Origin of the sequence: Achromobacter sp. (genome assembly GCF_050285565.1) — a bacterium.
GTDB lineage: Bacteria > Pseudomonadota > Gammaproteobacteria > Burkholderiales > Burkholderiaceae_B > Achromobacter.
In genome coordinates this window covers 406,179-418,765 of sequence record NZ_JBLZXG010000002.1, presented here as the reverse complement: position 1 = coordinate 418,765, position 12,587 = coordinate 406,179, and the positions used below count along the sequence as shown (strand labels likewise).

The window sequence follows — 12,587 nt, the reverse complement described above, 5'->3', positions numbered from 1 at the left end:
ATCGACAGTCAACCCCGAGCACATCCATGCCAGAACTGACCCCGGCGCTGCGCCAGCGCATCCTCCAAGCCGTGGACGCGGGCTTCGCGGCCCAGACCGAATTGACCGCGCAACTGGTGCGCCTGCCGTCGCAACGCGGCGAGGAAGCCACCGCGCAGGACTTCATGGCGGCGCGCTATGCCGAACGCGGCTACGCGGTGGACCGCTGGCGCATCGATGTCGACGCCATCCGCCACCTGCCGGGCTTCTCGCCGGTGGCGGTGTCCTATGACAACGCCTACAACGTGGTCGGCGCCCACCGCGCCCGCAGCCTCAAGGGCCGCTCGCTGATCCTGAACGGCCACATCGACGTGGTGCCGGTCGGACCGCTGGCGCAATGGAGCCGCGATCCCTACGACCCGGCCATCGTCGACGGCTGGATGCACGGCCGCGGCGCGGGCGACATGAAGTCCGGCCTGGTCGCCTGCCTGTCGGCCATGGACGCGCTGGCCGCGATCGGCCTGGCCCCGGCCGGCGACGTGTTCCTGCAATCGGTGGTGGAAGAGGAATGCACCGGCAACGGCGCCCTGGCCTGCCTGGCGCGCGGCTACCGCGCCGACGCCGCCTTCATCCCGGAACCGCTGCTGCCCATGCTGATGCGCGCCCAGGTCGGGCCGATGTGGTTCCAGGTGCAGGTCGAAGGCGACCCCCAGCACGCCTCGGCGGCGTTCACCGGCGCTGGCGCCAATGCCATCCAGAAAGCAATCTTCCTGATCCAGGCGCTGGACGAACTGGAGACGCGCTGGAACGCCAACAAGTGCGACCACCGCCACTTCTGCGACCACCCGCACCCGATCCGCTTCAACCTCGGCAAGATCGCCGGCGGCGACTGGCCGTCCAGCGTGCCGGCCTGGTGCACCTTCGACATGCGCGTGGCGGTCTACCCCGGCCAGAGCCTGGAGGCCGCGCGCGCCGAGATCGAGGCCTTCGTGGCCCAGGCCGCGGCGCGCGATCCGTTCCTGGCCAAGCACCCGCCCAAGGTGGTCTACCACGGCTTCATGGCCGAGGGCTACGAATTGCAGAACGCCGACCAGGCCGAGGCCGCGCTGCGCGCCGCGCATGAACAGGTGTTCGGCGAGCCGCTGCGCGAATACGCCACCTCGGCCGCCACCGACGCCCGCTTCTACGGCCTGTACGCCGACACGCCCGCCCTTGTCTACGGCCCGGAATGCCGCATGCCGCACGGCTACGACGAGGCGGTCAACCTGGAATCGGTGCGCAAGGTCACTCAGACCATCGCCCTGTTCATCGCCCAATGGTGCGGCCTGGAAGAGCGCCACGCATGACTCGCAGCCACCCTCCCAGCGCCGGCCAGGCGCTGTTCGCGGCCGAGCCGCCCAGACTGACACTGTCCCAGGCCGAGGCCCTGGCGCAACGCCACTACGGCCTGGCCGCCCAGGCCGCCCTGCTGTCGAGCGAACGCGATCAGAACTTCCTGCTGCGCGCCGCCGACGGCGGCGCCTACGTGCTCAAAGCCACCCACCCCGCCGAGGACCCGGCGGTCACCGACTTCCACACCCAGGCGCAGTTGTGGCTGATGCAGGCCGGCGGCCAACCGCCGGTGCCGCGCCTGATCCCGGGCCTGCGGGGCGACTACGTGCACTGGCACGACGCGGGCGACGGCGCGCGCCGCGCGCTGCGGCTGATGACGTTCGTGCACGGCGTGCCGCTGCACCAGGTGGCGCGCAGCCCGGCGCAGTACCGCGCCCTGGGCCGCGCGCTGGCGCAGTTCGACCTGGCGCTGGCCGGCTTCGACCACGCCATGGCCGACCACGAACTGTTGTGGGACCTGCAACACGCCGAGCGCGTGGCCGACCTGCTGCCGAAGATTGCGGAGCTGGAGCGGCGGCGACTGGCCGAGCGCCAGTTGGAGCGCTTCGTCAACGACCTGCGGCCGCGCCTGGGCGGGCTGCGGCGCCAGGTCATCCATAACGACCTCAATCCCTACAACGTGATGGTCGCGCGCGACGACCCCGCGCGCGTCGCCGCGCTGCTCGACTTCGGCGACATGGTGCGCGCGCCGCTGGCGCAGGACCTGGCCGTGGCCGCCGCCTACCTGCTGGACGACGCCCCCGACCCGCTGTCGGCGGGCCTGCGCCAGTGCCTGGCCAGCTATCACCAGACGCTGCCGCTGACCGAAACCGAGATCGCGCTGCTGCCCGACCTGATCGCCACGCGCCTGTTGATCACGGTGGCCATCACCGGCTGGCGCGCGCAGCAGCACCCCGAGAACCGCCAGTACATCCTGCGCAACAACGGCCTGGCCTGGATCGGCCTGGCGCGCCTGGACGCCCTGCCGCGACAACAGGCCGGCGACATCCTGCTGGCCGCCAGCCAGACCCCGATGGAGACTCTTGTATGAGCCGAGACCAAGCCATGCTCAACGCTTTCGACCCCGCCGCGGCCGACGCGCTGCCGCCGGCCGAGCGCGAACTGATCGCCCGCCGCCAGCGCGTGCTGGGGCCGGCCTACCGCCTGTTCTACGACCAGCCGCTGCACATCGTGCGCGGCCAGGGCGTGTGGCTGTATGGCGCCGACGGCGAACGCTACCTGGACGCCTACAACAACGTGGCCTCGGTGGGCCACAGCCATCCGCGCGTGGTGCGCGCCATCGCCGAACAGGCGGCGCTGCTGAACACCCATACCCGCTACCTGCACGACGGCGTGCTCGACTACGCCGAGCGCCTGCTGGCGACCTTCCCGCCGCCGCTGTCGCAGGTCATCTTCACCTGCACCGGCAGCGAGGCCAACGACCTGGCGCTGCGCGTGGCGCGCAGCCATACCGGCGGCACCGGCGTCATCGTCACGCAACTGGCCTACCACGGCGTCACCGCCGCGGTGGCGGCCGTGTCGCCGTCGCTCGGCCAGGCCGTGCCGCTGGGCGTGGACACGCGCACCGTGGCCGCGCCCGACAGCTACCGCCACGATCCCGCCACGCTGGGCCCGTGGTTCGGCCGGCAGGTGCAAGCCGCCATCGACGACCTGCGCCGCCACGGCATCAGGCCGGCCGCGCTGCTGGTCGACACCATCCTGTCCAGCGACGGCGTCTACAGCGATCCGGCCGGCTTCCTGGCGCCGGCGGCGCGGGCCATCCGCGACGCCGGCGGCCTGTTCATCGCCGACGAGGTGCAGGCCGGCTTCGCCCGCACCGGCTCGCGCATGTGGGGCTTCCAGCGCCATGATCTCGTGCCGGACATCGTCACCCTGGGCAAGCCGATGGGCAACGGCCATCCCATCGCCGCGATGGTCTCGCGCCCCGACATCCTGGAACGCTTCGGCCGAGAGGCGCGCTACTTCAACACCTTCGGCGGCAATCCGGTGGCCTGCGCCGCGGCCCAGGCCACGCTGTCGGTGATCGAGGACGAAGGGCTGCAGGCCAACGCCGCGTGCACCGGCCAATACTTGCGCGACGGTTTCCGCGCCCTGGCCGACCGTTACCCGCTGATCGGCGACGTGCGCGGCGACGGCCTGTTCATCGGCGTCGAGCTGGTGCGCGACCGCGCCACCAAGGCGCCGGCCAAGGAAGAAACGCACCGCTTCGTCAATCTGATGCGCCAGCGCCGCGTGCTGCTCAGCGCCACCGGCCTGCACGGCAACGTGCTCAAGCTGCGCCCGCAACTGCCGTTCGCGCGGGAACACGCCGACCTGTTGCTGGCGGCGGCGGATGAAACGCTGGCGGAACTGTAGGCGGCAAAGCAACGCGGGGCACTGCGACGAGACGGCCGGATGGCGGCCGATCACCGCCGCGTTTCAGCGCCGGGCTTCAGCGCCGGGCTTCAACACGGCGACCTCCCGCCTCGATGCGACCACAACGGTCAACGCCGCGCCCGGCGCGCGGGCCGGTTCTCGCCGGCCCGCGCCAGCGCCCGCGCGAAGCGGGCCACGCCGTCGTCGATGCGCTCGCACGGCACGCCGCCATAGCCCAGCACCACCGCGGGCGGCGCCGCTCTGGCGGCATCGGGCAGGTAATGCGGCTGCCCCAGCACGATGCCCTCGTCGCGCGCGGCCTCGGCCAGGCGAGGCACCGACACCTTGCGGTCGAGCCGCGCGTACACATGCAGCCCGGCCCGCGCTTGCGACAACCGCGCCTGATCGCCGACACGCGCCGCCATCGCCTCGCGCAGCACGCGCTGGCGGCCGGCGTACTCGGTACGCATGCGCTTGATATGGTGCGAGAAGTGGCCGTCCGCCATGAAATCGGCCAGCGCCGCCTGCAGGTGCAACTGGCCCGGCCGGTAGATGCTGGCGCAGGCCCGCGAGAACGACTCGGCCACCTGCGGCGGCACCACCATGTAGCTCATGCGCAGGCCGGCGAACATGGTCTTGCTGAAAGTGCCCAGGTAGACCACGCGGCCATCGGCATCCAGCCCCTGCAACGACGGGATCGGCGCGCCGTCGTAGCGGAACTCGCTATCGTAGTCGTCCTCCAGCACCCACAGCCCGCGCGCCCGCGCCGCCTGCAACAGTTCCAGCCGCCGCGCCAGTGGCATCACCACGCCGGTGGGATACTGGTGCGACGGGCTGGTGATCAGCAGCCGCGCGCGACGCGGCAGCTTGCTGGCGGCCAGGTCCAGGCCCTGCTCGTCGACCACCGCCGCGTGGGCGCGCACGCCCGCCGCCCCCAGCACTGGCGGAAAGGCCCAGTGGCACGGGCTTTCGACCAACGCGGCATCGCCCGCCCCGGCCAGCAAGCGCGCGCACAGGTCGACCGACTGGTGCGTGCCCGCGGTGACGATGACCTGTTCCGGCTCGCACACCACCGCGCGCGCCAGCCGCAGGTAGCTGGCGATGGCCTCGCGCAGCGGCAGAAAGCCCGCGCCATCCTTGGCGTAGCCCGACAGCGCCAGGTTCGACTTGCCCAGGTGGCGCGACACCAGCCTGCGCCACAGATGGAACGGGAACAGGCTGGCGTCGGCCACGCCCGGCACGAAGGCGCCGGTGTGCTGGCCCAGCCCGGCCGCGCCGCCGGCGATGGTCTCGCCGCGCGCCGACAGGCCCGGCACGTGGCGCTGCACATGCTCGGGCGAGGCCGGCGGCAGCAGCGGCCGATCCACCGTCTTCTCGACAAAAGTGCCGCTGCCGCCGCGCGCGCTCAGGTAGTTCTCGGCGATCAGCCGTTCGTAGGCCAGCGTCACGGTGATGCGTGAAATGCCCAGGTCCTGCGCCAGCACGCGCGAGGACGGCAGGCGCTGTCCGGCCACCAGGGTGTGGTCCAGCACCCCGCGCCGCACGATGTCGTAGATCTGCTTCTGCAAGGGGTCGGCCGATTCGCGCGACAGCGCGCCCGACAACAGATCGGCAAGCAGGACTTCCTTCATGAAGTGGCCATATGCGTGGGTCGATTGTGGCTATACAAGATATAGCCAGTAGTTGCTATCGTCAACGCCGTATTCAATGCGGCGCCGACAGGCAAGCCGCGACCAACAAGGGGAATTTCATGAACGACTCAAACGGCCGCAGACAGCCGGTCAGGGCCGCGGCCGCGGCATTCTTCGGCACCATGATCGAGTGGTACGACTTCTATTGCTACGCCACGGCGGCCGCCCTGGTATTCGGCGACGTGTTCTTCGCCACCAACGATCCCTACATGGGCACGCTGGCCTCGCTCGGCACCTTTGCCATCGGCTTTTTCGCGCGGCCGGTGGGCGCGGTGCTGTTCGGCCATCTCGGCGACCGCGTCGGCCGCAAGCAGAGCCTGGTCATCACGCTGCTGCTGATGGGCGTGGCCACCACGCTGATCGGCCTGCTGCCTTCGTATCATTCGATCGGCCTGACCGCCGTGGTGCTGCTGGTGGCGCTGCGGCTGGTGCAGGGCATCGCGGTGGGCGGCGAATGGGGCGGCGCGGTGCTGATCGCGGCCGAGCACGCGCCACCCAAGTGGCGCACCTTCCTGGCCTCGGCGCCGCAGTACGGCAGCCCCATCGGCCTGATCCTGGCCACCGGCGTGTTCCGCCTGGTGTCGGATCTGCCGAAGGAAGACTTCCTGGCGTGGGGCTGGCGCCTGCCCTTCATCATCAGCGGCGTGCTGGTGCTGGTGGCCTTCGTCATCCGCCGCGGCGTCAACGAAAGCCCCGAACTGCAAGCGCGCCTGAAGGAAAAGAAGAAGGAAAGCACTGCTCCCATAAGCATGGTGCTGCGCGAACGCAAGCGCGCGCTGCTGCTGGGCATCGGCCTGTGCCTGCTGGGCATCTCGGGGTTCTACTTCGTGACCACCCTGATGATCACCTATACCACCACCTACCTGAAGATCACGCGCAGCCAGATCCTGGACGTGGTGACCTGGGCCGGCGTGGTCGAGCTGATCAGCTTCCCGATCGCCTCGTACATCGCCACCCGCGTCGGCGAGCGCCGCTTCCTGATCTGGGTCACCGCGCTGTCGACGCTGTGGGCCGTGCCGATGATGATGCTGATCCTGACCGGCGACATCCAGAACATCGCCATCGGCATCCTCACCGCCATCTTCCTGATCGGCGCCTACTACGCGGTGCTGGCGCCCTACCTGCCGCTGGCCTTCCCGGTGCAGATGCGTTACACCGGCATCTCGCTCAGCTTCCAACTGTGCGGCGCGATCTTCGGCGGCACCACGCCGCTGGTGGGTCTGTGGGTGGCGCACACCTTCGGCCTGACCTGGCAGCCGATGGCGCTGATGTTCGCCATCATCGCCGGCGCCAACCTGCTGTGCGCGGTCTACCTGCCCACGCCTGAACGCGAGGCGGCGCGCCAGCGCGGCGCCGCCCTGGGCGCCGGGCAGCACAGCCGGGCGCTGTAACGGCGGCGCCTCAGGGCGGACGGATTCGGTTTCCGTGGCCCCCGCGGCATCAGAACCGGGTGCGCAGCGTCAGATTGAAACTGCGCCCCGGCTGCAGCAGCGGATTCTGGTCTGTCATGGCATAGTTCACGTTCGACGCCGTGGCGGCGGTGCGATAGGCGCGGTCGAACAGGTTGCTGATGCCCAGCACCGCCTGGGTGTTGCCCAACTGCGGCATTCCGAGCTTGTCCAACTGCAATTGCGCGTACAGGTTGACCACGCCGAAGCCCGCTGCCGGGTATTCCCTGCGGTCGTCGTAGCGGTTCTGCCGCGTGGCCCACTGCCATTCACCGCTCAGGGCGTAGGCCTCGTTGGGGCCGACATACTGCACGCCCATCAGGCCGCTGAGCGCCGCGATGGATGGCAGCGGCCGGTTGGTGACGCGGTTGGTGGCGTGCAGATAACTGGCGCTGCCATACAGGTTGAGGGCCTTGCTGACCTGCCAGCGCCAGTCGCTTTCGACCCCCTGGACGCGCACCCTGCCCACGTTGCGGCGCTGCGTGGCGGGCAGGCCCAGGTACATCGTGTCGACGCTCTCGATGAAATCGCGGAAATTGCTGCGGAACGCCGTCAGGCCGACCGTGGCGTCGTCCAAATGCAGGCGGGTGCCGATGTCCACGTTGGTGCCGCGCTCGGGCTTGAGCTGCGGATTGGGGAAGGAGTAGCTGGCGCCGGTGAAGCCGGCGTCGAACATGTCGAAGATCCACGGCATGCGGAACGAGTTGCCGACGCTGCCCAGCAGCTCGACCACCTGCGTGGCGCGATACGACAGCCCCAGGCTGCCGGTGGTGGCGGTCTGCTGGTTGTTCTGCGCGGCCCGGAAGGCCGGCAGCAGATCGGGCGACGGCAACGGACTCAGGCCCACGTCGGAACGGTACCAGTCGACGCGGCCGCCGGCGCTCACCGTCCATTTCGGCGCGGGATTCCATTCGTTGCTCACGAACAGGCCGACGTTGGTCTGGTAGCGGGTCGGCCCCGACCGTACCCAGTCGCCCCGGTTGACGACGGTGCCGCCGTCGGGCTGGCGCAGCGTCGTCCAGGTGCGCAGCTTCTGGCCCGGCCAGGTCTCGTGCATGAAGTCCATGCCGACCGTGGTGGCGACGCGGGACCACGGGATGGTCGCCGCCAGATTGCCGCCATAGACCAGCGGGCCGATCACGTGACGGCGCACGTCGACCACGCGCGCCGGGTTGACCTCGTTGTGCGCGGCCAGGGTGGTATCGAATTCATTGACGTAGAGGCTGGCCCGCAATTCGCTGATCAGGCCGTCGAACTCGCCAGCGTAGGCAAGCTTGCCCTGCTTGACGGCCAGCGGATCGCGATGGCTGCTGGCCAGGGGATACGGCGGCACCGCGCCGGCCGCATCGTCATTGACGTGCGCCATGCGGCCGCTGATCTCGATGCGCTGGCGCGCATCCGGCATATAGCCCAGCACGATGCCGCCGCCGGCGCCGCGAAAGCCGCTGTTGGGCACCTCTTCGGTGGCGCTGCGAAAGTTGCTGGCGCGCCGGCCGGTGGCGTACACGCGCAGGTCGACGCCGTCGCCGGCCGCCTCCAGCGCGGCGCTGGCCTGCATCGCGTTGGCGTTGCTGCGCCACGCGGCCGACACCTCGCCGCCATTGAGCTGGAATGCGTGATCCAGATTGCCGTGGGCGCGCCGGGTGACGAAGTTGATCAGGCCGCCCAGCCCGTCACTGCCGAAGCGCGCCGAATCCGGCCCCCGCACCACCTCGACCTGTTCCAGCTCGGTCGGGCTGATCAGCATGAATTGCAGGGTATTGCGGCCGCGGAAGCGATTGCCGTCGATGAAGACGGGCACTCGCATGTCATTGGTGTTCATGCCGCGCAGGAACACCGTGCCGGCGATGCCGCCGGTATGGTTGATGGTGGCGTTGGGAATCCGGCCGAGCAGCTCCAGCGTGCTGATGGGACTGAGCCGGTCGATGTCCTGGCGGTCGACCACCGACACCGATTGCGTCACCGCGTGATCGAGCGTCGCTGGCGGCGGCACGGCGCCGATGGCATGCAGGCGGCCATCGTCCGCGCCGTCGCCGGCCGTGACGCGGATGGCGGGCAGTTGCGCGGGGTCGGCGGCCAGGGCGGGCGCGCCCAGGGTGATGGCCGCAAGCAGGAACGCGCGGACCAGAGGCGAAGGCGGAAAGGAATGAGTCATACAGGAATGCCAAGGCAAAGCCCGAAGGCCGGTGGAACGCCGCCTCGCGCGGCGGCGATGGAATCGTTCAGCCAGGGCGTGATCGCCCCGCGCGGCTGGCTCAGAAGCGCGTGCGCAGCGTCACGCTGAAACTGCGCCCAGGCTGCAACAACGGATTCAGGCCTGTCATGGGGTAGTTCACATTCGACGCCGTGGCGGCGGTGCGATAGGCCCGGTCGAACAGGTTGTTGATGCGGAACACGGCCTGGGTGTTGCCCACCCGCGGCAGCCCCAGCTTGTCCAGCTGCAATTGCGCAAACACGTTGACCACGCCAAAGCCGGCCGCCGGATATTCCGTGCGGTCGTCATAGCGGCCCTGCCCCTTGGCCCATTGCAACTCGCCGCTCAAGGCATAGGCCTCGTTGGAACCAACGTACTGCACCCCCATCAGGCCGCTGAGCGTGGCGATGGAAGGCAGCGGCCGCTGGGTGATGCGGTTGGTGGCATGCAGATAGCTGGCGCTGCCGTAAAGGTTCAGCGTGCGCGTCACTTGCCAGCGCCAGTCACTTTCCAGTCCCTGCACGCGCACCTTGCCGACATTGGCCTTTTGCGTGGCCGGCAGGCCGTTGTACTGGGTGTTGACGTTCTCGATGAAATCGCGGAAGTCGCTGCGGAACGCCGTCAGGCCGACCGTGGCGTCGTCCAAATGCAGGCGGGTGCCGATGTCCACGTTGGTGCCGCGCTCGGGCTTGAGCTGCGGATTGGGGAAGGAGTAGCTGGCGCCGGTGAAGCCGGCGTCGAACATGTCGAAGATCCACGGCATGCGGAACGAGTTGCCGACGCTGCCCAGCAGCTCGACCACCTGCGTGGCGCGATACGACAGCCCCAGGCTGCCGGTGGTGGCGGTCTGCTGGTTGTTCTGCGCGGCCCGGAAGGCCGGCAGCAGATCGGCAGACGGCAAGGGGGAAAGGTCCACATCCGAGCGGTACCAATCCAGGCGGCCGCCGGCGGTCAACGTCCATTTCGGCGAGATCGTCCACTCATTGCTCAGGAAGACGCCGACATTGGTCTGGTAGCGGGCCGGGCCGCTGGGCACCCAATCGCCGCGATTGACGGCGGTGCCGCCATCGGGTTGGCGCAGCGTCACCTGCGTGCGCCGCTCCTGGCCAGGCCAGTTTTCATGCATGAAATCCAGGCCGACCGTGGTGGCGACACCGGCCCAAGGCAGGGTTGCCGCGAGGCTGCCCCCATAGGCCAACGGCCCGGGCACGTGGCGCTGCACATCCAGCACGCGGTTCGGATTGGCCTGATTGTGAACCACCAGCGTGGTATCGAACTCGTTGACGTAGAGGCTGGCGCGCAGCTCGCTGATCGCGCCGTCGAACTCACCCCGATAGGCCAGCCTTGCCTGCCTGACGTTCAAGGGATTGCTGCGGGTGGTGGCCAGCGGATAGGGCGGCACGGTGCCGGCCCAGCCTTCGTTCACGTGCGCCATGCGGCCGCTGATCTCGACGCGTTGGCGCGCATCCGGCATGTAGCCCAGCACGATGCCGCCGCCCGCGCTGCGAAAGTCGCTATTGGGCACTTCTTCGTTGGCGCTGCGAAAGTTGCCGGCGCGCCGCCCGGTGGCATAGACGCGCAGGTCGAAGCCATCGCCGGCCGCCTCCAGCGCCGCGTTGGCCTGCAAGCCATTGCCATTGCTGTGCCAGGCCGCCGACACTTCGCCGCCATTGAGCTGGAATGCGTGATCCAGGTTGCCGTGGGCACGTTTGGTGACGAAGTTGATCAGGCCGCCCAGCCCGTCACTGCCGAAGCGCGCCGAGTCGGGCCCTCGCACCACTTCGACGGCCTCCAGTTCGGTTGGGCTGATGAGCATGAACTGCAATTTGTTGCGCCCGCGAAAGCGGTCGCCGTCGATGAACACCGGCACCCGCATATCCAGGGTGTCCATGCCGCGCAGGAACAGCGTGCCGCCGATGCCGCCGCCAAGATTGATGGTGGCGTTGGGAATCCGGCCCAGCAGCTCCAGCGTGCTGATGGCGCTGAGCCGGTCGAGATCCTGGCGGTCGACCACCGATACCGATTGCGTCACCGCATGATCGAGCGTCGCCGCCGGCGGCGCGGCGCCGATGGCGTGCAGGCGGCCATCGTCGGCGGCGGCGGCGTCGTCGGCCGTGACCCGGATGGCGGGAAGTTGCGCGGCGGCGCCGGCGGCCAGGGCGGGCATGCCGAGGCAGGAGGCGGCCAACAGGACGGCACGGACGAAAGGCGATAACGGGAAGGAATGAGTCATACGAAAACGCAATGGCAAAGCCCGAAGGCCGGAGAAACGCCGCCTCAGGCGGCGGGGGTGGAATCTTTCAACCACGGCAGGAAGCCGCGCAGGAAACGGCTGGTGGCGGGCATGAAATAGCTGCCGTGGTGATACATGGGATCGAGCGACGTCACGATCAGGCGGCCCGCCGTGCTGCAGCGGTCCTCGTACAGCACCGAACCGGCCCCGACCTTGTCCACCAGCGAGACCGCGCCTGGCGGCGGCGCATAGGTGCCGTGCTGGTGCCAGGTGACGTCGGCCAGCGTCAGATAGCGAAACAGCGAATGCTCCGGGGCCGCCAGCCGCAGGCCGGAATCGGCGCCAGGGGTCTTCCACCACCAGAAGTTCACCTCGCAGTCGGTCCAGCGCACCCCGTCCAGCCAGCGGTGCGAGCCGGTCTCGCCCATTGCCACCAGCGTCTTGCCGGCGGCCAGGAAGCGGGCCAAGCGCGCGCGCTGCGCCACCAGCAATTCGGGATTGATGCGGCACGACACGATCAGGGCGTCGCAGCCATCAAGGGCGGCGTCATCCAGTTCCGGCAGGTAGATCACCCGGTCGATGTACGGCGCCAGTTCCGGCGTGTGGAAGGTGCGATGGTGGTAGTAGGTGCCGGCATCCAAGGCGGCGATCACCGGCGCGCGCCCGGTCGATGCGGTAGAGCGATCCCGGGTCATGCCGCCTCCCCGCGCAGCCAGTCGACCAACTGCGGCACGATGCGATGGGTGCTGTCGGCGCTGCCGGCATACATCCACATGTCGTTGCCGGAATGGGTCAGCAGGCGTCCGCCCCCGGGCAAGGGCAACACCCAGTCCACCGGCTGCGCGTCCGGCCCCAGCGTGTGCAGCACGCGCGCGCCGGCCGGCGGCGGATTGCCGCCGCGCGCGTAGAAGCCGGCCACGCCGCGGCGGAAGGTCAGGTGCTCCGGATCGACCCCCTCGAACACCGGATGGGGCTGGGCGCGATGCAGCCGCAGGCCGTCGATGCCGCGCGCCGCGCCGGGCACGAACGGCGCCAGCCAGCGCAGGAACGGATAGGCCACATGGCCGTTGAACACCATGGTGCCGCCGGCCAGCAGCCAGGCCTCGAGCCGCGCCTGCTGCGACAGCAGGTAGCGCTGGTCGGTATTGGCCGGCACCAGCAGGGCCCGCACCGAGGCCAGCGCCAGGCCATGCAATTGGTACAGCGGTTCGGCCACGGCCGGCGCCGCGTCGCCGCCGGTCAGGGCGTGCGGGCCGTCACCGCTCCAGTGGTTCAGATAGACAATTCGCTTCATC

General features: G+C 69.5%; 9 protein-coding genes. 4 read left to right on the top strand and 5 right to left on the bottom strand.

Annotated features, from left to right (window positions below):
- The first annotated feature begins 26 nt into the window (after positions 1 to 26).
- Genes ACN6O8_RS04945 through ACN6O8_RS04935 form a run of 3 tightly spaced genes read left to right on the top strand, consistent with a single transcriptional unit; the run spans position 27 to position 3,726 of the window.
- Positions 27 to 1,325 (top strand): ArgE/DapE family deacylase, encoded by a 1,299-nt coding sequence (locus tag ACN6O8_RS04945; RefSeq protein ID WP_427989941.1) that lies wholly within the window; start codon positions 27 to 29, stop codon positions 1,323 to 1,325.
- Positions 1,322 to 2,401 carry a phosphotransferase gene (locus tag ACN6O8_RS04940; RefSeq protein ID WP_427989940.1) on the top strand — a complete coding sequence of 360 codons (1,080 nt, stop codon included), beginning with the start codon at positions 1,322 to 1,324 and terminating at the stop codon, positions 2,399 to 2,401. Before ACN6O8_RS04945 ends, ACN6O8_RS04940 begins: the two co-directional genes overlap by 4 nt.
- Positions 2,398 to 3,726, top strand: a complete 1,329-nt coding sequence (locus tag ACN6O8_RS04935; protein WP_427989939.1) for an aspartate aminotransferase family protein — start codon at positions 2,398 to 2,400, stop codon at positions 3,724 to 3,726. Before ACN6O8_RS04940 ends, ACN6O8_RS04935 begins: the two co-directional genes overlap by 4 nt.
- Before the next feature lie 128 nt (positions 3,727 to 3,854).
- On the opposite strand, the gene ACN6O8_RS04930 is transcribed toward ACN6O8_RS04935, so the two are convergent.
- Positions 3,855 to 5,357, bottom strand: a complete 1,503-nt coding sequence (locus tag ACN6O8_RS04930; RefSeq protein WP_427989938.1) for a PLP-dependent aminotransferase family protein — start codon at positions 5,355 to 5,357, stop codon at positions 3,855 to 3,857.
- Between the two features lie 119 nt (positions 5,358 to 5,476).
- Between ACN6O8_RS04930 and ACN6O8_RS04925 the strand changes: the two genes are divergently transcribed.
- Positions 5,477 to 6,808, top strand: a complete 1,332-nt coding sequence (locus tag ACN6O8_RS04925; RefSeq protein ID WP_427989937.1) for an MFS transporter — start codon at positions 5,477 to 5,479, stop codon at positions 6,806 to 6,808.
- 49 nt (positions 6,809 to 6,857) lie between these two features.
- On the opposite strand, the gene ACN6O8_RS04920 is transcribed toward ACN6O8_RS04925, so the two are convergent.
- From ACN6O8_RS04920 to ACN6O8_RS04905, 4 genes are all read right to left on the bottom strand, one after another.
- Positions 6,858 to 9,020 (bottom strand): TonB-dependent receptor, encoded by a 2,163-nt coding sequence (locus ACN6O8_RS04920; RefSeq protein ID WP_427989936.1) that lies wholly within the window; start codon positions 9,018 to 9,020, stop codon positions 6,858 to 6,860.
- A 100-nt stretch (positions 9,021 to 9,120) separates the two neighbouring features.
- Positions 9,121 to 11,292: a TonB-dependent receptor gene (locus tag ACN6O8_RS04915; RefSeq protein ID WP_427989935.1), complete on the bottom strand. Its 2,172-nt coding sequence runs from the start codon at positions 11,290 to 11,292 to the stop codon at positions 9,121 to 9,123.
- A gap of 44 nt (positions 11,293 to 11,336) precedes the next feature.
- Positions 11,337 to 11,987 (bottom strand): hypothetical protein, encoded by a 651-nt coding sequence (locus ACN6O8_RS04910; RefSeq protein ID WP_427989934.1) that lies wholly within the window; start codon positions 11,985 to 11,987, stop codon positions 11,337 to 11,339.
- Positions 11,984 to 12,586 (bottom strand): hypothetical protein, encoded by a 603-nt coding sequence (locus ACN6O8_RS04905; RefSeq protein ID WP_427989933.1) that lies wholly within the window; start codon positions 12,584 to 12,586, stop codon positions 11,984 to 11,986. Before ACN6O8_RS04905 ends, ACN6O8_RS04910 begins: the two co-directional genes overlap by 4 nt.
- Between the last annotated feature and the right edge of the window lies 1 nt (position 12,587).

Bases quoted from the DNA above. Each gene is read 5' to 3' on its own strand.
- ACN6O8_RS04905 (WP_427989933.1), bottom strand. From the start codon at position 12,586: ATGAAGCGAATTGTCTATCTGAACCACTGGAGCGGTGACGGCCCGCAC.
- ACN6O8_RS04925 (WP_427989937.1), top strand. From the start codon at position 5,477: ATGAACGACTCAAACGGCCGCAGACAGCCGGTCAGGGCCGCGGCCGCG.
- ACN6O8_RS04920 (WP_427989936.1), bottom strand. From the start codon at position 9,020: ATGACTCATTCCTTTCCGCCTTCGCCTCTGGTCCGCGCGTTCCTGCTT.
- ACN6O8_RS04945 (WP_427989941.1), top strand. From the start codon at position 27: ATGCCAGAACTGACCCCGGCGCTGCGCCAGCGCATCCTCCAAGCCGTG.
- ACN6O8_RS04910 (WP_427989934.1), bottom strand. From the start codon at position 11,987: ATGACCCGGGATCGCTCTACCGCATCGACCGGGCGCGCGCCGGTGATC.
- ACN6O8_RS04935 (WP_427989939.1), top strand. From the start codon at position 2,398: ATGAGCCGAGACCAAGCCATGCTCAACGCTTTCGACCCCGCCGCGGCC.
- ACN6O8_RS04930 (WP_427989938.1), bottom strand. From the start codon at position 5,357: ATGAAGGAAGTCCTGCTTGCCGATCTGTTGTCGGGCGCGCTGTCGCGC.
- ACN6O8_RS04940 (WP_427989940.1), top strand. From the start codon at position 1,322: ATGACTCGCAGCCACCCTCCCAGCGCCGGCCAGGCGCTGTTCGCGGCC.
- ACN6O8_RS04915 (WP_427989935.1), bottom strand. From the start codon at position 11,292: ATGACTCATTCCTTCCCGTTATCGCCTTTCGTCCGTGCCGTCCTGTTG.